17 protein-coding genes are annotated in these 20364 nt (G+C 72.2%); 13 read left to right on the forward strand and 4 right to left on the reverse strand.

Translation table 11 applies throughout. The annotated features are described in order from the left end of the window. Positions 1-4 precede the first annotated feature (4 nt). A complete protein-coding gene (hisS, locus tag OIE69_RS32085; RefSeq protein WP_326577761.1) occupies positions 5-1267 on the forward strand; it encodes a histidine--tRNA ligase in 1263 nt (420 codons plus the stop codon). A gap of 78 nt (positions 1268-1345) precedes the next feature. Here hisS and OIE69_RS32090 read toward each other — a convergent pair whose 3' ends face one another. After that, complete coding sequence (locus OIE69_RS32090; RefSeq protein ID WP_326577762.1) at positions 1346-3451, reverse strand: putative bifunctional diguanylate cyclase/phosphodiesterase; 2106 nt, start codon at positions 3449-3451, stop codon at positions 1346-1348. Continuing rightward, positions 3448-4257 carry an SAM-dependent methyltransferase gene (locus OIE69_RS32095; RefSeq protein WP_326577763.1) on the reverse strand — a complete coding sequence of 270 codons (810 nt, stop codon included), beginning with the start codon at positions 4255-4257 and terminating at the stop codon, positions 3448-3450. The genes OIE69_RS32090 and OIE69_RS32095 overlap by 4 nt, the downstream gene beginning before the upstream one ends. 282 nt (positions 4258-4539) lie before the next feature. On the opposite strand from OIE69_RS32095, the gene OIE69_RS32100 reads away from it, so the two are divergent. Next, positions 4540-5184 carry a vitamin K epoxide reductase family protein gene (locus OIE69_RS32100; RefSeq protein WP_089227767.1) on the forward strand — a complete coding sequence of 215 codons (645 nt, stop codon included), beginning with the start codon at positions 4540-4542 and terminating at the stop codon, positions 5182-5184. A gap of 44 nt (positions 5185-5228) precedes the next feature. Next, positions 5229-6578 (forward strand): replication-associated recombination protein A, encoded by a 1350-nt coding sequence (locus tag OIE69_RS32105; protein ID WP_326577764.1) that lies wholly within the window; start codon positions 5229-5231, stop codon positions 6576-6578. An 18-nt stretch (positions 6579-6596) separates the two neighbouring features. Here the strand turns inward: OIE69_RS32105 and OIE69_RS32110 are convergent, their stop codons facing one another. Further along, positions 6597-7313: a DUF2470 domain-containing protein gene (locus OIE69_RS32110; protein ID WP_326581481.1), complete on the reverse strand. Its 717-nt coding sequence runs from the start codon at positions 7311-7313 to the stop codon at positions 6597-6599. A 199-nt stretch (positions 7314-7512) separates the two neighbouring features. Here OIE69_RS32110 and rpsD point away from each other — a divergent pair, with 199 nt between their 5' ends. Beyond that, positions 7513-8124, forward strand: coding sequence for a 30S ribosomal protein S4 (gene rpsD, locus OIE69_RS32115; RefSeq protein WP_326577765.1), 612 nt, complete (start codon positions 7513-7515; stop codon positions 8122-8124). 97 nt (positions 8125-8221) lie between these two features. Here the strand turns inward: rpsD and OIE69_RS32120 are convergent, their stop codons facing one another. Then, entirely contained in the window at positions 8222-10369 is a 2148-nt protein-coding gene (locus OIE69_RS32120; RefSeq protein ID WP_326577766.1) for an ATP-binding protein, read from the reverse strand. A 173-nt stretch (positions 10370-10542) separates the two neighbouring features. On the opposite strand from OIE69_RS32120, the gene OIE69_RS32125 reads away from it, so the two are divergent. The 9 genes from OIE69_RS32125 to aroB all read left to right on the forward strand — a co-directional run bounded on the left by OIE69_RS32125 (position 10543) and on the right by aroB (position 20269). Then, positions 10543-10965: a DUF948 domain-containing protein gene (locus tag OIE69_RS32125; RefSeq protein WP_326577767.1), complete on the forward strand. Its 423-nt coding sequence runs from the start codon at positions 10543-10545 to the stop codon at positions 10963-10965. Between the two features lie 5 nt (positions 10966-10970). Beyond that, complete coding sequence (locus tag OIE69_RS32130) at positions 10971-11261, forward strand: DUF6167 family protein (RefSeq protein ID WP_326577768.1); 291 nt, start codon at positions 10971-10973, stop codon at positions 11259-11261. Beyond that, positions 11261-13930 carry an alanine--tRNA ligase gene (gene alaS / locus OIE69_RS32135; protein ID WP_326577769.1) on the forward strand — a complete coding sequence of 890 codons (2670 nt, stop codon included), beginning with the start codon at positions 11261-11263 and terminating at the stop codon, positions 13928-13930. The genes OIE69_RS32130 and alaS overlap by 1 nt, the downstream gene beginning before the upstream one ends. Before the next feature lie 7 nt (positions 13931-13937). After that, on the forward strand, positions 13938-14402 hold the full coding sequence (gene ruvX / locus OIE69_RS32140; RefSeq protein ID WP_326577770.1) for a Holliday junction resolvase RuvX: 465 nt from the start codon (positions 13938-13940) through the stop codon (positions 14400-14402). Between the two features lie 133 nt (positions 14403-14535). Continuing rightward, a complete protein-coding gene (mltG, locus tag OIE69_RS32145; RefSeq protein ID WP_326577771.1) occupies positions 14536-16299 on the forward strand; it encodes an endolytic transglycosylase MltG in 1764 nt (587 codons plus the stop codon). Between the two features lie 186 nt (positions 16300-16485). Continuing rightward, complete coding sequence (locus tag OIE69_RS32150; protein ID WP_326577772.1) at positions 16486-17319, forward strand: shikimate dehydrogenase; 834 nt, start codon at positions 16486-16488, stop codon at positions 17317-17319. A gap of 153 nt (positions 17320-17472) precedes the next feature. Continuing rightward, positions 17473-18657: a chorismate synthase gene (aroC, locus tag OIE69_RS32155; protein ID WP_326577773.1), complete on the forward strand. Its 1185-nt coding sequence runs from the start codon at positions 17473-17475 to the stop codon at positions 18655-18657. After that, entirely contained in the window at positions 18654-19169 is a 516-nt protein-coding gene (locus OIE69_RS32160) for a shikimate kinase (RefSeq protein ID WP_018564191.1), read from the forward strand. Before aroC ends, OIE69_RS32160 begins: the two co-directional genes overlap by 4 nt. Then, on the forward strand, positions 19166-20269 hold the full coding sequence (gene aroB, locus OIE69_RS32165) for a 3-dehydroquinate synthase (protein ID WP_326577774.1): 1104 nt from the start codon (positions 19166-19168) through the stop codon (positions 20267-20269). Before OIE69_RS32160 ends, aroB begins: the two co-directional genes overlap by 4 nt. The last annotated feature ends 95 nt before the right edge of the window (positions 20270-20364 follow it).

A 20364-nucleotide genomic window follows, 5' to 3' on the forward strand; every position in this document is an offset into this window, starting at 1 on the left:
CCCAGTGAGCACCTTCCAGGCCCCCAAGGGCACCTATGACCTCCTGCCGCCCGATTCCGCCGTGTTCCTGGCGGTGCGCGAAGCGCTCTCCGCGCCGCTGCGGCGGGCCGGCTACGGCTACGTCGAGACCCCCGGCTTCGAGCAGGTCGAGCTCTTCTCCCGCGGCGTCGGCGAGTCCACCGACATCGTGACCAAGGAGATGTACACCCTCACCACCAAGGGCGGTACGGAGCTGGCGCTGCGCCCCGAGGGCACCGCCTCCGTGCTGCGCGCCGCGCTGGAGGCCAACCTGCACAAGGCCGGCAATCTGCCGGTCAAGCTCTGGTACTCCGGCTCGTACTACCGCTACGAGCGGCCGCAGGCCGGGCGCTACCGGCACTTCTCCCAGGTCGGTGCCGAGGCGATCGGCGCCGAGGACCCGGCGCTGGACGCCGAGTTGATCATCCTGGCGGTGGACGCCTACCGCTCGCTCGGGCTGCGCACCTTCCGCCTGCTGCTCAACTCGCTGGGCGACCGCGAGTGCCGCCCGGTCTACCGGGCCGCCCTCCAGGACTTCCTGCGTGGCCTCGACCTCGACGAGGACACCCGCCGGCGGATCGAGATCAACCCGCTGCGCGTCCTGGACGACAAGCGCGAGAGCGTCCAGAAGCAGCTCGTCGGCGCGCCCATGATGCGCGATCACCTGTGCGAGGGGTGCAAGGCGTACCACGAGCAGGTGCGTGAGCTGCTGACGGCGGCGGGCGTGGAGTTCGAGGACGACCCCAAGTTGGTGCGCGGTCTGGACTACTACACCCGCACCACCTTCGAGTTCGTCCACGACGGCCTCGGCTCGCAGTCCGCGGTCGGCGGCGGCGGCCGCTACGACGGCCTGTCCGAGATGATCGGCGGCCCCGAGCTGCCGTCGGTGGGTTGGGCGCTGGGTGTGGACCGCACGGTGCTGGCCCTCAAGGCCGAGGGCATCGAGCTCGAACTGCCCGCGCCCACACAGGTGTTCGCGGTGCCGATGGGCGAGGAGGCGCGCCGGGTGCTGTTCGGTGCCGTCACCGAGCTGCGCCGGGCGGGTGTCGCCACGGACTTCGCCTTCGGCGGCAAGGGCCTGAAGAACGCGATGAAGTCCGCCAACCGCTCGGGCGCGCGTCTCGCGATCGTCGCCGGCGAGCGCGACCTCGCCGAGGGCGTCGTGCAGGTCAAGGACCTGGAGAGCGGCGAGCAGAGCGCCGTTCCGTTCGACGGCGTCGTCGCGGCCGTGCGCGAGCGGCTCGCCTGAACCGTACGCGGTGGCACGGCCGGCCGGTGCTCCCACCGGCCGGCCGCGCCGTCGGCGCACCGGCCCCCCGGCCACGGGTCAGTCGAGGCGGCCCCGCTCGATCCACCGGGCGATCCGCTCGGGCCGCATCGGCCGGCCGAAGTACCAGCCCTGGCCCCAGTCGCAGCCCAGTGAGCGCAGCCGCCGGGCGTGCTGCGAGTTCTCCACGCCCTCGGCGGTGACCGTGAGTCCGAGCGCGTGCGCCAGGGACACCAGTCCGCCGACGATGCGCCAGCCCACCGGGTCGTCCGTCCCGGCGCGGTGGGGGTCCGTGACGAACGCTCCGGCGATCTTCAGTCCGGACACCGGGAGATCCCTCAGATAGGCGAGGTTCGACCAGCCGGTGCCGAAGTCGTCGACGGCCAGGGAGACCCCGGCGTCGGCGATCGCCTGCAGGGCGCGCAGCGATTCGTCCTCGGGTCCGATCACCGCGCTCTCGGTGATCTCCAGTTCCAGCCGCCCGGGTTCGAGGCCGGTGCTGTCCAGGATCGACGTGACGTCGTGCACCAGGCCGGGGTTGCGGATCTGACGGACCGCCAGGTTGACGTTGATCTGCGGGGCCGCCTCCCCGTACCGCCGCACCCAGGCGGCCGCCTGCCCGACCGCGCGTTCCAGGATCCAGCGGCCCAGCGGCATGATCAGCCCGGTCTCCTCCGCCGTCCCCACGAACTCGTCCGGGCCCAGCACCCCGAACTCGGGGTGACGCCACCGCACCAGGGCCTCCACCGCCACCAGGGAGCCGTCGGAGAGCGAGCAGAGCGGCTGGTAGTCGACGAAGAACTCCCCGCGGTCCAGTGCCACCGGCAGTCGCACGGAGATGGCGTAGCGGCTCACGGCGCGCGCGTTGTGCGTGGGGTCGAAGAGCGTCCAGCGGCCCCGTCCGGCCTCCTTGGAGCGGTAGAGCGTCAGATCCGCCGCCCGCACCGCCGCGCCAGGCGTGGTGGCGGCGATCCGCTGCGCCAGCACCCCGACGCTCGCGCCGATCGTCAGCTGCTGGTCGCCCACGAGGAAGGGCCGCGAGAGCGTGGTCAGGACGAGCTTGGCGACCGCCACCGCCTCCTGGTCGCCCCGGCACTCCTCCAGCAGCACCACGAACTCGTCCCCGCCCAGCCGGGCCACCAGGTGCCCGAGCGGAGCGAGCGCGGCGTCCAGCCGCTCCGCCACCGCCGTCAGCAGCTGGTCCCCGGTCTCGTGGCCGAGGCTGTCGTTGACGACCTTGAAGCCGTCGAGGTCGACGTAGCACAGGCCGAAGCGCGCGTCGGGCGGCGGCTGCTCGAAGAGGCCCTCCAGCCGCTCGAAGAACGCGGTGCGGTTGGGCAGCCCGGTCAGCGGGTCGTGGGTGGCCTGGTGGCGCAGCCGCTCCTGGAGCCGGTAGCGGTCGGTGATGTCCTCGACCATCGCCACCTGGTAGCGGGGTTCCCCGTGCTCGTCACGGATCAGCGAGACGGTCAGGTGCGTCCACACCACCTCGCCGTCGCGCCGGTAGTACGGCTTGTCGCACTGGAACCGCTCGCGGCGCCCTTTGACCAGGTCCTCGTACGCCTCCCACACGCCCGGGGCGTCCTCGGGGTGCACCAGCTCGGTGACCCGGCGACCACACAGGTCCTCCGGGCGGGCCCCGAGCAGCTCCCGCAGCGCCTGGTTGAACTGCACGATCGTCCCGTCCACGTCGGCGATGCCGATACCGATGGCGGCGTGCTCGAACAGCGCGCGGAAGCGGGCCTCCGAGGCGTTCCTGGCCCGCTCCGCGTCCTCACGGGCCCGGAACGCGGCACGCTGGATCGCCTCCTGCTCGCGCAGGGTCCGCTCGCGCAGCGCGGCCGCCCAGCCGGAGGCGAAGGCGCCCGCCACGACCGGCGCCCGCTCGGGACCGGCCGGCTGGTTCTGCAGCAGTGCCACGGCGGCCGCCAAAATCTCCGGGTCGGTGAAGTGGGCCTCCACCAGCAGCGTGCCGGCCTGTTCCGCGAGCGTGGTGTCGCACGTGCGGTCGCCGAGCGCCCGGCGGAGCAGGTCCGCGGTCGTGGCCGCCACCCGGCTCAGGGTCTGCGGGGGCAGCGCCAGCCCCGGGCCGGAGCGCAGCAGGTGCGACCAGGCGTCCGCGAAGTCCGGGGCGGGGCCCGCGACGGGAGACGGCGACTCCCTCACGGCCGCCGCCCCACGCCGGCCAGACCCGACATCCGTTCGGGGTGGGGCCCCACGGACTCCGGGTCCTCCGGTCGCCACTCGGACAGCCAGACCAGCCCCGGCGGCAGGAGCTCCCAGCCGTCGAAGAAGGCCGCCACGTCCGTCCTGGTCCGCATGACCAGCGGTGTCGTGGTTCGCCGGGCGTACAGCTCCGCCAGTGAGTCCGCCTGCCGGGGGCGGCTCTCACGGGAGGCGTGGGTGAGCACCAGGTGGCTGCCGGGCGGCGCGGCGTCGCGCAGCGCGCCCACGATCTTGCCGGGGTCCTCGGCGTCGGTGACGAAGTGGAGCATCGCCACCAGCAGCACGCCGACCGGCTCCCCGGGTGCGAGCAGGTCGGTGACCTCGGGCCGGGAGAGCAGGTCGCCGGTGTCGGTCATGTCGGCCATCACCATGGCGCTGAGCGGGTCGTCCTGGAGCATCAGACGGCTGTGCGCCACCGCGATCGGGTCCATGTCCACGTACACCACGCGCGCTCGCGGGTCGACGGCCCGCGCGACCTCGTGCACGGCGCCGAAGGTCGGGATCCCGGAGCCGATGTCGAGGAAGCGGGTGATGCCCAGGTCGGCGAGGTGCTGGACCGCGCGGCGCAGGAAGGCGCGGTTGGCACGCATGATCACCGGCAGGTCGGGCCAGAGCGCCATGGCCTGGCGCGCCATGTCGCGATCGGCCTCGAAGTTGTGGGACCCGCCCAGGTAGTAGTCGTAGACCCGGGCGGCGTTGGGCGTCTCCACGTCCGTCCCTGCGGGCACCCACTCGGGTCGACGCATGGGGCACCTCTCCCCGTCGGGGTGATTCCTCGGATGTACGGGTCCACTCAGAATCCTATATGTCTTATATCCACGCATTTTTGGCGAGCGTGGTTCTCGGTGAACGCCGCCACGGGTCAATAGCACAGCGTGAAGACACGTGTACGTACGGCACGCGAATTCAGCCCTCCCGCCCGGCCGTTGTCGCTCGCGCGGGTGACACGGCACCATGGGACCCGGCACTTCCGGCGGGTCCGACCCGTTGGGCAGTGCGGCACATCCCCCACCCACGGAAACGGCGACATGGTGACTACGGCGGTTGACACGGCTCGCACCGACAGCGGGAGCCAGGAGTCCGCGGACGGACTCATCGGCGCGGGCAGGGCCTTCACCTGGCTGCTCGTGGTCTGCGGTGCGCTCGGCCTGCTCGCCTCGTGGGTCATCACGATCGACAAGTTCAAGCTGCTGGAGGACCCGAACTTCGTCCCCGGCTGCAGCCTGAACCCGATCATCTCCTGCGGCAACATCATGAAGAGCGAGCAGGCGCACGCCTTCGGCTTCCCCAACCCGATGATCGGCATGGTCGCCTACCCCGTCGTCATCGCCCTCGCCGCGGGGATGCTCGCCGGCGCCCGCTACCGCCGCTGGTTCTGGCTCGGACTGCAGGGCGGCACGCTCTTCGGCGTCGGCTTCGTGACGTGGCTGCAGTACCAGTCGCTGTACAACATCGGCTCGCTGTGCCTGTGGTGCTCGCTGGCCTGGGTCGTCACCATCGCGCTGTTCTGGTACACCCTCGTCCACAACCTCAAGCACGAGATCATCCCGGCGCCCGCCAGGGTCCGGGACCTGGTCCTGGAGTTCCACTGGGTCGTCCCCGTCCTCTGGTACGGCGCGATCGCGGTGGCGATCCTGACCCGCTGGTGGACGTACTGGAGCACCCTGATCTGACGCCGGCGCCGCGCTGTCGGTGCGGTGACATAGGCTTCCTTGCCGTGGAGCCCGACCTGTTCACCGCCGCCGCAGAGGAACGCCAGTCGAGGGAGCCCGGAGGCAGCCCCCTGGCCGTACGCATGCGCCCCCGCACCCTCGACGAGGTCGTGGGGCAGGGCCATCTGCTCCGCCCGGGGTCGCCGCTGCGGCGCCTGGTCGGCGAGGGCGGCGGCGGACCGGCGGGACCGTCCTCGGTGATCCTCTGGGGTCCGCCGGGCATCGGCAAGACGACCCTCGCCTACGTGGTCAGCCACGCCACCAACAAGCGCTTCGTCGAGCTGTCGGCGATCACCGCGGGCGTCAAGGAGGTCCGCGCGGTCATCGAGAGCGCCAAGCGCGAGTCCGGCGGCTACGGACGCGACACCGTGCTCTTCCTGGACGAGATCCACCGGTTCAGCAAGGCCCAGCAGGACTCCCTGCTCCCCGCGGTCGAGAACCGCTGGGTCACCCTGATCGCCGCCACCACCGAGAACCCGTACTTCTCGATCATCTCCCCGCTGCTGTCCCGGTCCCTGCTGCTCACCCTGGAGCCGCTGACCGACGACGACCTGCGCGGCCTGCTGCGCCGGGCGCTCACCGACGAGCGCGGCCTGAAGGGCGCGGTCATGCTGCCGGGGGACACCGAGGAGCATCTGCTGCGGATCGCCGGCGGGGACGCCCGCCGGGCGCTGACGGCCCTGGAGGCGGGGGCGGGCGCGGCCCTGGCCAAGGGCGAGCCGGAGATCTCCCTGAGCACCCTCGAGGAGACCGTCGACCGTGCCGCCGTGAAGTACGACCGCGACGGCGACCAGCACTACGACGTGGCCAGCGCGCTGATCAAGTCCATCCGCGGCTCGGACGTGGACGCCGCACTGCACTACCTGGCCCGCATGATCGAGGCCGGGGAGGACCCGCGGTTCATCGCCCGCCGGCTGATGATCTCCGCCAGCGAGGACATCGGCCTGGCCGACCCGACCGCGCTGCCCACGGCGGTCGCCGCGGCCCAGGCGGTGGCGATGATCGGCTTCCCGGAGGCCGCGCTCACCCTCAGCCACGCCACGATCGCGCTCGCCCTGGCCCCCAAGTCCAACGCCGCGACGACGGCCATCGGGGCCGCCCTCGCCGACGTGCGGGCGGGCAAGGCCGGTCCGGTCCCGTCCCATCTGCGCGACAGCCACTACAAGGGCGCCGCCAAGCTCGGCCACGGCACGGGCTACCAGTACCCGCACGATCTGCCCGGCGCCATCGCCGCCCAGCAGTACGCACCGGACGAGATCCACGGCCGGCGCTACTACGAGCCGACCCGCTACGGGGCCGAGGCCCGCTACGCCGACGTGCTGGAGCGGGTCAGGGAGCGTCTGGCGGGGGAGTAGCGCGGAGCGCCCGGGTGCTCAGCGGTCCTGTGCGGCCACAGCCTCCTGCGCGGCGTCGAAGAGCGCGTGCATGGCCCGGTGCAGGTCGGTGTGGCCCCGTACCGGCTCCGGGAACTCGAAGCGGGCGTCGAAGACGCCGTCCTCGCCGGTGAAGCGCACCCGCAGCCCGAAGCGGTCCAGGGCGAGCGGCACCGCGGTGGCGGGGATGCCGCGGCAGGCGCCGGCGCCGCCGGCGAGTGCGCACAGCCAGCCCACCTGGTCGGCGTGGGCGGCCGCGAGGTGCTGCAGCAACTCCGCCTCGTGGTCGACGAGCGGGTCGGGGCTGGCGGCGGCGAACTCGTCCGGCTCCACCTGCTCCGCGCCCCACAGGTCGTCCAGCGACGCCTCGCCGACCTCCAGTCGCAGCCGCACCTTCCCGGCCGGGGCCGGCAGGTCGCGCGCGACGGTGACCCAGCCCGCGATCCAGGCGCGGCCGCGGATGCGCCCGGGCACCGCGACCGGGGCGACGTCCGTGATGTCGAGCACAGCCGTGAGATCGTCGTCCTCGGCGTGCGTCGCGGCCCGGACGGCGGGCGATTCCGCGGGAAACAGCAGGAACAGGTCGCCGTCGGTGCCCACGATCCGCTCCTCGGGGACCATGAGCTCGGGGAGGTCGGGCACCAGGCCGGGGATCACCAGGATGGCGGAGGCGGTACTCTGTACGAGAGTTCGTGTGCGCTCGGCTGCTGACGGCAGTCGGGCGATTTCATGCCCGCTGGGACGCGGCTGACCATGAGCTGATCGGACCTCCGTCAAGTCGGCGCCCTCGTTGGTGTCGGCGGCGCCCTGTGTGGCGTCCGATACGTCCGTGATGCGTGTGGTGTTCCCTGGGCGCGACATACGATCTCCTTCGCTAAGGTAAGCCTTACCTAACTTACATGGAGGTCTGGGAAACGTGAACCAGTCGCGTCCCAAGGTCAAGAAGTCGCGTGCCCTCGGCATCGCCCTGACGCCGAAGGCCGTCAAGTACTTCGAGGCCCGTCCCTACCCGCCGGGCGAGCACGGCCGTGGCCGCAAGCAGAACAGTGACTACAAGGTCCGACTGCTGGAGAAGCAGCGCCTGCGCGCGCAGTACGACATCTCCGAGCGCCAGATGGCCCGCGCCTACGACCGCGCCCGCAAGGTCAGCGGCAAGACCGGCGAGGCCCTGATCGTCGAGCTCGAGCGCCGCCTGGACGCCCTCGTCCTGCGCGCCGGCCTGGCCCGCACCATCTACCAGTCCCGCCAGATGGTCGTCCACGGCCACATCGAGGTCAACGGCCACAAGGTCGACAAGCCGTCCTTCCGCGTCACCCCCGACGACGTCGTGATGGTCCGCGAGCGCTCCCGCGCCAAGACCCCGTTCCAGGTCGCCCGCGAGGGCGGCTGGGCCGGCGAGGGCGAGACCCCGAAGTACCTGCAGGTCAACCTGCAGGCGCTGGCCTTCCGCCTGGACCGTCTGCCGAACCGTCGTGAGGTCCCCGTGATCTGCGACGAGCAGCTCGTCGTCGAGTACTACGCTCGCTGACGCCTGCCGCACCCGGCACACACGTCAGCCCCGGCCCCCGCCCTTCCGGCGGGGCGCCGGGGCTTTCGCGTACCCGGGGTGACCCGGTCCGAGGCGATCAGTCCTGGGCCGACCGGCCGATCGGCGCGCCGGCGGGTAGCGGGTCGGCGGGCGGGACGGGACCGCGGGGCTGACGCGGGCCGGGACGCGTCGGGGGCAGCCCGGTCAGGGCCCTGGCGACCGCGGCGTCGAGGTCGAGCACGAGGCCCTCGGCGTACGCCCCCTCGTAGCCGAGCCGGCCCAGCTCGGCGCGGGCCAGCTCCTCGCAGCGCTGGTGGGGGATGCCGAAGTGGCGCGAGCCGAACACCGGAAGCCCGACGAGCCGCCAGATGCCGCCCGCCGCGCCCTGCAGCACCGCCGCCTCCCGGGCGTCCCCCGGGACGCGCAGCAGCGCGAGCAGTTCGATGCCGAGCACGATGCCCACCATGTCGCGGAAGGTGTGGTTGATCCGCACGCACTCGGCCGCGAGTTCGGCGGCGAGCACCGGGTCGTCCTGCCACCAGGCGATGACCGCCCGCGTGTAGAGCGCGTACGCCAGCGCCCACCGCTCCCCGTGGTCCTCGCAGACCTCACGGATGTGGTCGCACAGCTCGATCCCGCCTTCCAGGTCGCCGTCGAAGGCCACGGCCATCGCCAGCTCGACCTCGGCCATGATCACGTTGCTGTTCAGCTCGCCCAGCGTCCGGTAGTGGCCCAGCGCCTCCTCGAACAGCGCCCTGGCGCGCGGCAGGTCGTCGCCGAGCAGCGCCCCGCACCCCATGCGGTGCACCGCGTACGCCACCGCCGTCGCGTCGCCGAGGGCCAGTGCCTGCTCGCGGCACTCGTAGAGCATGCCCAGCGCCGCGGTGCCGTCGCCCTGGAGGATCGAGACGTAACCGCACACCCACAGCGCCTTGGCGCGCTGACCCGTCGGCTCGTGGTCGGCCGCCAGCGCGCGCTCCAGCCAGTAGCGGCCCTCGGCGAGCCGGCCGCAGCCGACCCAGAAGAACCACAGGCTCGCCGCCAGGTACTGCCCGGTCCGCAACTCCTCGGGGTCCTCCAGGGAGAACTCCAGCGCGGCCCGCAGATTGGCCAGCTCGCGCTCGGTGCCGACCGAGATCTCCTCCTGCCGCGCGCCGAACCACTCCATCTCGCCCCAGGTGGCGAAGCCCAGGTACCAGTCGCGGTGCCGGGTCCGCAGCCGACGCTCCTCGCCCAGCTCGCGCAGCCACCCCAGCCCGTACTCGCGCACGGTGTCCAGCAGCAGGTAGCGCACCACGCCCGCGTCCTCGCGGCGCAGCACCACCGACTTGTCCACCAGGTCCGCCAGCAGGTCCACCATCGACTCGGCCGGCACCTCGCCGCCCGCGCACACGTACTCGGCCGCGTCGAGGTCGAAGTCCCCGGCGAACACCGACAGCCGTGCCCACAGCAGCCGTTCGCGCGGGGTGCACAGCTCGTGGCTCCACCCGATCGCGGTGCGCAGCGCGCGGTGCCGTTCGGGACCGCCGGTGCCGCCGCGCCGGGTGAGCAGCCGGAAGCGGTCGTCCAGGCGCCCGGTGATCTGCCGCACCGACAGCGCCCGCACGCGGCCCGCCGCCAGTTCCAGCGCCAGGGGGATCCCGTCCAGGCGGCGGCACAGCTCCTCCACCTCGGCCCGGTTGCCCGCGTCCACGGTGAAGTCCGGCAGCACCGCGGCCGCCCGGTCGGCGAACAGCTCCACCGCCTCGTCGGCGTCGCTCAGCGGCTCCAGCGCCACGATGTGCTCGCCCGCCACTCCCAGCGGCTGCCTGCTGGTGGCCAGCACCCGCAGTCCCGGTGCCCGCCGCAGCAGCGCGTCGGCCAGTTCGGCCGCCGCCTCCACCTGCGGCTCGCAGCAGTCCAGCACGAGGAGCAGTTCGCGGTGGGCCAGGAAAGCGCCGAGCGCGGCCCGGGGGCCGCGCCTGGTGTGGTCGGTGAGGCCGAGCGCGTCCGCCACGGCGTGGTCCACCAGCCCCGGGTCCCGTACGGCCGCGAGTTCGGCCAGCCAGACCCCGTCGGCGAAGCCGGCGCGCAGACCGGCGGCCGCGCGCAGCGCGAGCCGGCTCTTGCCGACCCCGCCCACGCCGGTCACCGTCACCATCCGGGCCCGTTCCAGCAGGCGGGCCACGTCGTCGAGCTCGCGCCGCCGGCCGACGAAGTGGTTCAGCTCGCACGGCAGGTTGCCGGGCGTCGTCTCATGGCGCATGGGTCACGGAGGGTATCGTCGAATAAGCGGAACGTACAATCCGGGCCCGTCGCCCGGGGGCGGTCGAGGGCGGCACCGGCCCGCAATGCGGTACGGAGCGTGCTGCCCGTCGCGATAAGGTCGGTATCTGATCGGTACCTGGTTCGCGCGGTGGAATCCGAGGGAGTGGCAACGTGTCCGGTGGAGAGGTGGCCGGCCTCATCGTGGCCGTCTTCTGGGCGATCCTCGTGTCGTTCCTCGCCGTGGCACTCGTACGGCTCGCCCAGGCGCTCCGTCAGGCGACCCGCCTCGTGGCGGAGGTGACCGACCAGGCCGTGCCGCTGCTCGGCGAGGCCTCCGACGCGGTCCGCGCGGCCCACGCCCAGCTGGCCCGCGTGGACAGCATCACCTCCGACGTCGCCGAGGTGACCGCCAACGCCTCCGCCCTGTCCACGACCGTCGCCTCCACCTTCGGAGGCCCCCTCGTGAAGGTCGCGGCCTTCGGCTACGGCGTGCGGCGCGCGGTCACCCTGCAGGCCAAGGGCGCCGCCAAGAAGCGCACCGTGGTCGTCGGCCGGACGCTCCCGTCCGCCCGCCGCCGTAAGTCAAGGGGCTGACCTGCATGTTCCGCCGTGCCTTCTGGTTCACCGCCGGTGCCGCCGCCGGCGTGTGGGCCACCAACAAGGTTCATCGCAAGATCCGCAGCCTGACGCCCGAGAGCCTCGCGGCGAAGGCGGCCGACAAGGCCCTCGAGGCCGGGGACCGGCTGCGCACCTTCGCGCAGGACGTCCGCGCCGGCATGTCCGAGCGCGAGGGACAGCTCAACGACGCACTGGGCCGCACGGCCCCCGACCTCGACATGTCGGCCCCGCGGCCGGCGATCTCGTACCACCACCGGAAGGACGAACACTGATGGAGTCGGCAGAAATCCGCCGCCGCTGGCTGCGTTTCTTCGAGGAGCGCGGGCACACCGTAGTGCCGTCGGCGTCGCTCATCGCCGACGACCCGACGCTCCTTCTGGTGCCCGCGGGCATGGTCCCGTTCAAGCCCTACTTCCTGGGTGAGGTCAAGCCGCCCTTCCCGCGCGCCACCAGCGTGCAGAAGTGCGTCCGCACGCCCGACATCGAAGAGGTCGGCAAGACCACGCGCCACGGCACGTTCTTCCAGATGTGCGGCAACTTCTCCTTCGGCGACTACTTCAAGGAAGGCGCCATCAAGTTCGCCTGGGAGCTGCTCACCAGCTCCGTGGCGGACGGCGGTTACGGCCTCGACCCCGAGCGGCTGTGGATCACTGTCTACAAGGACGACGACGAGGCCGAGCAGATCTGGCGCGACGTCGTGGGTGTGCCCGCCGAGCGCATCCAGCGCCTGGGCATGAAGGACAACTTCTGGTCCATGGGCGTCCCCGGCCCCTGCGGCCCGTGCTCCGAGATCAACTACGACCGCGGCCCCGAGTTCGGTGTCGAGGGCGGCCCCGCCGTCAACGACGAGCGCTACGTGGAGATCTGGAACCTGGTCTTCATGCAGTACGAGCGCGGGGAGGGCAGCGGCAAGGAGGAGTTCCCCATCCTCGGCGACCTGCCCGCCAAGAACATCGACACCGGTCTCGGTCTCGAGCGTCTCGCCATGATCCTGCAGGACGTGCAGAACATGTACGAGACCGACACCCTGCGTGCCGTCATCGACAAGGCCACCGAGCTCACCGGCGTCGCCTACGGCGCCGCGCACGAGTCCGACGTCTCGCTGCGCGTCGTCGCCGACCACATGCGCACCTCCGTCATGCTCATCGGCGACGGCGTCACCCCCGGCAACGAAGGCCGCGGCTATGTGCTGCGCCGTATCATGCGCCGCGCGATCCGCAACATGCGGCTGCTCGGTGCCACGGACGCCGTGGTCGGCGACCTCGTGGACACCGTCATCAAGACGATGGGCCGGCAGTACCCGGAGCTCGTCGAGGACCGCAAGCGCATCGAGACGGTCGCCCTCGCCGAGGAGTCCCGCTTCCTCAAGACGCTCAAGGCCGGCACCAATGTGCTGGACACCGCCGTCACCGAGGCCAAGTCCACCGGTTCCGGCGTCCTCTCCGGCGACAAGGCCTTCCTGCTCCACGACACCTGGGGCTTCCCGATCGACCTCACCCTCGAAATGGCCGCCGAGCAGGGCCTGTCGGTGGACCAGGACGGCTTCCGCCGTCTGATGAAGGAGCAGCGGGACCGCGCCAAGGCGGACGCCCTGGTGAAGAAGAGCGGGCATGTCGACATGTCGGCGTACCGGGCCGTCGCCGACACCGCAGGCAGCACAGTCTTCACCGGCTACACCGACAACGAGGGCGAGGCCAGCGTCGTCGGCCTGCTCGTCGACGGTGTGCCGTCGCCCGCCGCCAACGAGGGCGACGAGGTCGAGGTCATCCTGGACCGCACCCCCTTCTACGCCGAGGGCGGCGGCCAGCTCGCCGACACCGGCCGGATCCGCACCGACTCGGGCGCCGTCATCGAGGTCCGCGACGTGCAGCAGCCCGTGCCGGGCGTCACCGTGCACAAGGGCAGCGTCCAGGTCGGCGAGGTGACGGTCGGCTCCGGCGTCCTCGCCAAGATCGACCTCGGCCGCCGCCGGGCCATCGCCCGCGCCCACAGTGCCACCCACCTCACCCACCAGGCGCTGCGCGACGCCCTCGGCCCCACGGCCGCCCAGGCCGGTTCGGAGAACTCCCCGGGCCGCTTCCGCTTCGACTTCGGCTCGCCGGCCGCCGTGCCGGGCAGCGTGCTGACGGACGTCGAGCAGAAGATCAACGCCGTGCTCTCCCGCGAACTCGACGTCAGCGCCGAGATCATGAGCATCGACGAGGCCAAGAAGCAGGGCGCCATCGCCGAGTTCGGTGAGAAGTACGGCGAGCGGGTGCGCGTCGTGACGATCGGCGACTACTCCAAGGAGCTCTGCGGCGGCACGCACGTCCACAACACCGCCCAGCTGGGCCTGGTGAAGCTGCTCGGCGAGTCCTCGATCGGCTCCGGCGTGCGCCGGGTCGAGGCCCTGGTCGGCGTGGACGCGTACAACTTCCTCGCCCGCGAGCACACGGTCGTCGCCCAGCTCCAGCAGCTGGTCAAGGGCCGCCCGGAGGAGCTCCCGGAGAAGATCTCCGGGATGCTCGCCAAGCTCAAGGAGGCCGAGAAGGAGATCGAGCGCTTCCGCGCCGAGAAGGTCCTGCAGGCCGCCGCCGGGCTCGCCGACTCCGCCCAGGACGTCAAGGGCGTCGCGCTGGTCACCGGACAGGTCCCGGACGGCACCGGCGCCGACGACCTGCGCAAGCTCGTCCTGGACGTCCGCCAGCGGATCGGCGGCGGCCGCGCGGCCGTCGTGGCCCTGTTCGCCGTGGCGGGCGACCGCCCGCTGACCGTCATCGCCACCAACGAGGCGGCCCGTGAGCGCGGCCTGAAGGCCGGCGAGCTGGTCCGCACCGCCGCCAAGACCCTCGGCGGCGGCGGTGGCGGCAAGCCGGACGTCGCCCAGGGCGGAGGCCAGAACGCGGACGCGGTCGGCGAGGCCATCGCCGCCGTGCAGCGACTGGTCGCAGAGACGGCCTGAGGCCGCGATGCGCAGGGGTCGCAGGATCGCGATCGACGTCGGGGACGCCCGCATCGGGGTCGCCTCGTGCGACCCCGACGGGCTGATCGCCACACCCGTCGAGACGGTGCCCGGCCGGGACGCCCCGGCCGCGCGCCGTCGCATCGCACAGATCGTCGAGGAGTACGAGCCGATCGAGGTGCTGGTCGGCCTGCCCCGCTCGCTCAACGGGCGGGAGGGGCAGGCCGCGGCCAAGGCCCGCGGCTTCGCCGTGGATGTGGCGAAGATCATCTCCCCCGTACCGGTGCGCCTGGTGGACGAGCGGATGACGACCGTGACGGCGACGCAGGGACTGCGCGCATCGGGCGTCAAGGCGAAGAAGGGACGCTCCGTGGTCGACCAGGCGGCGGCCGTGGTCATCCTGCAGAGCGCCCTCGAGACCGAACGGGTGTCCGGTAAAGAGCCGGGCGAGAGCGTCGAACCGTTTATCTGATCGCGGTACGGTAACGTTCCGCGCAGCACGGCGGCCACAGCTGGATCCGTGGGTGCCGACGGGCCGGGCCCGTCCCGCCCGCGCCACAAGCGCCGGCCTGCTGCCGCCTCGCGAACCGAACCGTAGGGGATCGATGACTGACTATGGCCGGAGCCCGGGCTCCGAAGCATGGCACCCCGAAGACCCTCTCTTCGGCGATCAGTGGGGGCAGCAGCAACACCCGGAGCAGCAGCAATACCAGCAGCACCAGCAGCACCAGCAGCATTCCCAGTACCAGCAGCAACCTCAGCAGGTACAGCACCAGCACCAGCCCCAGCACCCACAGAACCAGCAGCACCCGCAGTACCAGCAACAGCAGGGCGGCTGGGACCCCTACGGCAACACCGGTCAGCAGCAGCAGTATCCGTACGACCCCCAGCAGCAGTACGACTCCTGGGGCGCCCCGGCGGGCTACGGCCAGGACGGCTACGGCGGCCAGCAGCAGCCCGACTACTACGGGCAGGGCGGCTACCCGCCCCCGCAGCGGCCCGACCAGCGCTACCCGGAAGAGCAGCCCCAGTACCAGCAGCCGCAGCAGTTGCAGCAGCAACCGCAGCAGCACCCGCCGCAACCGCAGCAGCAGCCGCCGCAACGGCAGCAGCGCTCCCGCCCGGCCGAGCAGGACGCCCCGCTCTGGGACGAAGAGGCGGGCGCCGCCGACGACCACTCGTTCTTCTCCGGCGCGGACGACGACGAGGACGACGAGCCGCAGCCGGGCCGCAACGACCGGCGTGGCCGTGCGGGCAACGGGGGCAAGGGCGGCAAGACCGGGAAGGGCGGCAAGAAGCGACGCTCAGGCATGGCGTGCCTGGTCGTGCTGGTCGTCCTCGGCGGCGGCATCGCCGGTGTCGGCTGGTTCGGCTACCGCTACTACCAGAGCAACTTCGGCCCGCCGCCGGACTTCGCGGGGAAGGGCAGCGGCGAGGTCCAGGTCGAGGTCCCGCAGGGTGCGAGCGGTATCCAGATCGGCAACATCCTCAAGAAGGCCGGCGTGGTCAAGAGCGTCGACGCCTTCACCGCGGCCGTCAGCAAGGACCCCGACGGTAACTCCATCCAGGCGGGCGTCTACGTCCTGCACAAGGAGATGGCCGCCTCCAGCGCCGTCACGATGATGCTCGACCCGAAGTCGCAGAACGTCCTGGTCATCGCCGAGGGCCTGCGCGACGTGCAGATCTACGAGATCGTCGACGCCAAGCTGGGGCTCGACAAGGGCACCACCGCCAAGGTCGCCGAGGACCAGATCGGCAAGCTCGGGCTGCCCGACTGGGCGGACGACAACAAGGAGATCAAGGACCCGCTCGAGGGCTTCCTCTGGCCGAGCCGCTACAGCGTCGGCAAGGACACCAAGCCCGTCGACCTGCTGCGCAGCATGGTCACCAACGCCAAGAAGCAGTACACCAAGTACGACGTGGAGTCGAAGGCGGAGAAGCTGGGGCTGGAGTCGCCGCTGCAGGTCGTCACCCTGGCCAGCCTGGTGCAGGCCGAGGGCAAGTCGGACGAGGACTTCCGCAAGATGTCGCGGGTGGTCTACAACCGCCTCAAGCCGACCAACACCGAGACCAACGGCAAGCTCGAGTTCGACTCGACGTACAACTACCTGAAGAACCAGAGCGAGATCAATCTCTCGCTCAAGGAGCTCCGGACCTTCGACGACCCCTACAACACGTACTACTACCGGGGACTCCCCCCGGGACCGATCGGCAACCCCGGCGCGAAGGCGCTGGCCGCGGCCATGGATCCCGAACCGGGCAAGTGGTACTACTTCATCTCTCTGGACGGGCACACGACCGAGTTCACGGAGACGCTGGCGGAGCACGACAAGCTCGCCAGGGAGTTCGACAAGAAGCACAACGGCTGAGCCGCCACCGGGGCGCCGCGCGGGGAACATCCCCCGTGCGGCTCCCTGGTGCTGCCCGGCCCCGGCGGATCACCGGGCCCTAGACTCGATGGGGCCGACCCCGGCCTGTGAGGGGCGGCCCGAACCGCCGGACACCACGCAGCCGAGGGGACCAGCCCATGACGAAGAGCCCTCGGGAGGCGTCGCGTGCCTAGGGCAGCGGTCCTCGGATCGCCGATCGCGCACTCCCTCTCCCCGGTGCTGCACCGCGCCGCCTACACGGAACTGGGTCTGACCGACTGGACGTACGACCGCTACGAGGTCGACGAGGCCGCGCTGCCCGGGTTCCTGGCCGGGCTGGCCGACCTGCCGGGCGACGGACGCTGGGCGGGGCTGTCGCTCACGATGCCGCTCAAGCGGGCGGTCATCCCGCTGCTGGACGAGGTCGGCGACACCGCCTCCGCCGTCGAGGCCGTCAACACACTCGTCCTCACCGAGGACGGGCGCCGCCTGGGCGACAACACCGACATCCCCGGGATGGTGGCGGCCCTGCGCGAGCGCGGCGTCGAACGCGTCGCCTCCGCCGCCGTCCTCGGCGCCGGGGCGACCGCCTCGTCCGCGCTGGCCGCGCTGGCGCAGATCTGCGACGGCGAGGTCACCGCGTACGTGCGCAGCGACACCCGCGCCGACGAGATGCGGCAGTGGGGCGAGCGGCTCGGTGTGGCCGTGCGGACGGCCGCATGGGAGGACGCCGCCGAGGCCCTTTCCGCGCCCCTGGTGATCTCCACGACACCGGCCGGCACAGCGGACGCGCTCGCCGCCGACGTGCCGGAGCGGCCCGGCACCCTCTTCGACGTGCTGTACGACCCGTGGCCCACCGCCCTGGCGTCCGCCTGGGCGGGGTGCGGCGGGGCCGTCGTCGGCGGGCTCGACCTGCTGGTGCACCAGGCGGTGCTGCAGGTGGAGCTGATGACCGGCCGCAAACCGGCCCCCCTGGCGGCCATGCGGGCGGCGGGCGAGGCGGCGCTGCACCGCTCCTGAACGGTCCGCAGCGGTCCACGGAGGTGTCCACGGAGCTGTCCGCCCAGCGGACCGCGCCCCGACTTCGCCACCGGACGTGAAAGGATCGGTTTACGCACAGATGGTCCGGTCCGCCTCGCCGCGGTCCGGGCGATGATGAAGGAGCGAGCACCGTTGAGCAGGTTGCGCTGGCTGACCGCGGGGGAGTCGCATGGCCCCGCACTCGTCGCGACGCTGGAGGGTCTGCCCTCCGGTGTGCCGATCACCACCGAGATGGTGGCGGACCACCTCGCGCGGCGGCGGCTCGGCTATGGCCGCGGTGCCCGGATGAAGTTCGAGCAGGACCAGGTCACCTTCCTCGGAGGCGTGCGCCACGGGCTCACCATGGGCTCCCCGGTCGCGATCATGGTGGGGAACACCGAGTGGCCCAAGTGGGAGCAGGTCATGGCGGCCGATCCGGTGGATCCCGAGGTCCTCGCCGGGCTCGCGCGCAACGCCCCGCTGACCCGGCCGCGCCCCGGCCACGCCGACCTCGCGGGGATGCAGAAGTACGGCTTCGACGAGGCCCGGCCGATCCTGGAGCGGGCCTCCGCCCGTGAGACGGCCGCCCGGGTCGCGCTCGGCGCCGTGGCCCGCTCCTACCTCAAGGAGACGGCCGGCATCGAGATCGTCTCCCACGTGGTGGAGCTCGCCTCGGCCAAGGCCCCGTACGGGGTCTACCCCACCCCCGCCGACGTCGACAGGCTCGACGCCGACCCCGTGCGCTGCCTCGACGCCGACGCGAGCAAGCGGATGGTCGCCGAGATCGACCAGGCCCACAAGGACGGCGACACCCTCGGCGGCGTCGTCGAGGTGCTCGCCTACGGCGTGCCCGTCGGCCTCGGCAGCCATGTGCACTGGGACCGCCGGCTGGACGCCCGGCTGGCCGCCGCCCTCATGGGCATCCAGGCCATCAAGGGCGTCGAGGTCGGCGACGGCTTCGAGCTCGCCCGCGTCCCCGGCTCCCAGGCGCACGACGAGATCGTCTCCACCGAGGACGGCATCCGCCGCTCCAGCGGCCGTTCCGGCGGCACCGAGGGCGGTCTGAGCACCGGCGAGCTGCTGCGGGTGCGGGCCGCGATGAAGCCCATCGCCACCGTGCCGCGCGCCCTGGCCACCGTGGACGTGACCACCGGCGAGGCCACCCAGGCCCACCACCAGCGTTCCGACGTCTGCGCCGTCCCGGCCGCGGGCATCGTCGCCGAGGCGATGGTCGCCCTGGTCCTGGCCGACGCGGTCGCGGAGAAGTTCGGCGGCGACAGCGTCACCGAGACCCGCCGCAACGTGCGCGGCTACCTCGACAACCTGGTGATCCGATGAGCGCCCCGGTCGTCGTCCTGGTGGGCCCCATGGGGGTCGGCAAGACCACCGTCGGCGAGCTGCTCGCCCAGCGGCTCGGCACCACCTGCCGCGACACCGACGCCGACATCGTCGAGGCCGAGGGCCGGCCGATCGCGGACATCTTCGTCGAGGACGGCGAGGAGCACTTCCGCGCGCTGGAGGCGGCGGCCGTCCGTGCGGCGCTCGCCGAGCACCGGGGCGTACTCGCGCTCGGCGGCGGCTCGATCCTCGACGAGGACACCCGCAAGCTGCTCTCCGGCCTGCCCGTGGTCTTCCTCGACATGGACGTCGCAGAGGCGGTCAAGCGCGTCGGCCTCGACACCGCCCGCCCGCTGCTCGCCGTCAACCCGCGGCGGCAGTGGCGGGAGCTGATGGAGGCCCGCCGCCCGCTGTACACCGAGGTCGCCCGCGCCGTGGTCGGCACGGAGGGCCGGACCCCCGAGGACGTCGCGGACGCCGTCCTGGACGCACTGGAGCTGAAGAACGCATGACGGAGCACGCCGTACACGCCCCCATCCGCATCCGGGTCGGGGGCAGTGAGGGCACCGAGCCGTACGAGGTGCTGGTCGGCCGGCAGCTGCTCGGCGAGCTGCCGGGCCTGATCGGCGACAGGGCGGCGCGGGTCGCCGTCATCCACCCCGAGGCCCTGGAGGCCACCGGCCAGGCGCTGCGCGAGGACCTGGCGGAGCAGGGCTACGAGGCCGTCGCCATCCAGGTGCCCAACGCCGAGGAGGCCAAGACCACGGAGGTCGCGGCGTACTGCTGGCGGGCGCTCGGCCAGTCGGGATTCACCCGTACGGATGTCATCGTCGGCGTCGGCGGCGGTGCCACCACCGACCTCGCCGGGTTCGTCGCGGCGACCTGGCTGCGCGGGGTCCGCTGGGTCGCCGTGCCGACCACCGTGCTCGGCATGGTGGACGCCGCGGTCGGCGGCAAGACCGGCATCAACACCGCCGAGGGCAAGAACCTCGTCGGGGCCTTCCACCCCCCTGCCGGGGTGCTCTGCGACCTCGCGGCGCTGGAGTCGCTGCCGGTCAACGACTACGTCAGCGGTCTCGCCGAGATCATCAAGGCCGGCTTCATCGCCGACCCCGTGATCCTGGACCTGATCGAGCAGGATCCGGCCGCCGCCCGCGGCCCCGGGGGCCCGCACACCGCCGAGCTCCTCGAGCGCGCCATCCGCGTCAAGGCCGAGGTGGTCTCCGCGGACCTCAAGGAGTCGGGCCTGCGCGAGATCCTCAACTACGGTCACACGCTCGGCCACGCCATCGAGAAGAACGAGCGCTACAACTGGCGGCACGGCGCGGCCGTCTCCATCGGCATGGTCTTCGCGGCCGAGCTCGGCCGCCTCGCCGGCCGGCTGGACGACGCCACCGCCGACCGCCACCGCTCCGTCCTGGAGTCCGTCGGCCTGCCGCTGACCTACCGCGGCGACCAGTGGCCGCGGCTGCTGGAGACGATGAAGGTGGACAAGAAGTCCCGTGGCGACCGCCTGCGCTTCATCGTCCTGGACGGCCTCGCCAAGCCGACCGTCCTGGAGGCCCCCGACCCCGGGGTGCTCCTCGCCGCATACGCGGAGATCTCCAAGTAGGCGCGCACGCGCACGGGACGACGGGTCCCGAACGGCCGGGCACCCCGTGGGCTGCCCGGCCGTTCACACAACTGCGGCCGTTGACGGTACCGTTC

Origin of the sequence: Actinacidiphila glaucinigra, from assembly GCF_035918135.1 — a bacterium.
GTDB classification, from domain to species: domain Bacteria; phylum Actinomycetota; class Actinomycetes; order Streptomycetales; family Streptomycetaceae; genus Actinacidiphila; species Actinacidiphila glaucinigra.

Bases quoted from the DNA above. Each gene is read 5' to 3' on its own strand.
- ruvX (WP_326577770.1), top strand. From the start codon at position 13,938: ATGCGCAGGGGTCGCAGGATCGCGATCGACGTCGGGGACGCCCGCATC.
- alaS (WP_326577769.1), top strand. From the start codon at position 11,261: ATGGAGTCGGCAGAAATCCGCCGCCGCTGGCTGCGTTTCTTCGAGGAG.
- mltG (WP_326577771.1), top strand. From the start codon at position 14,536: ATGACTGACTATGGCCGGAGCCCGGGCTCCGAAGCATGGCACCCCGAA.
- OIE69_RS32120 (WP_326577766.1), bottom strand. From the start codon at position 10,369: ATGCGCCATGAGACGACGCCCGGCAACCTGCCGTGCGAGCTGAACCAC.
- aroB (WP_326577774.1), top strand. From the start codon at position 19,166: ATGACGGAGCACGCCGTACACGCCCCCATCCGCATCCGGGTCGGGGGC.
- OIE69_RS32100 (WP_089227767.1), top strand. From the start codon at position 4,540: ATGGTGACTACGGCGGTTGACACGGCTCGCACCGACAGCGGGAGCCAG.
- OIE69_RS32160 (WP_018564191.1), top strand. From the start codon at position 18,654: ATGAGCGCCCCGGTCGTCGTCCTGGTGGGCCCCATGGGGGTCGGCAAG.
- OIE69_RS32130 (WP_326577768.1), top strand. From the start codon at position 10,971: ATGTTCCGCCGTGCCTTCTGGTTCACCGCCGGTGCCGCCGCCGGCGTG.
- OIE69_RS32095 (WP_326577763.1), bottom strand. From the start codon at position 4,257: ATGCGTCGACCCGAGTGGGTGCCCGCAGGGACGGACGTGGAGACGCCC.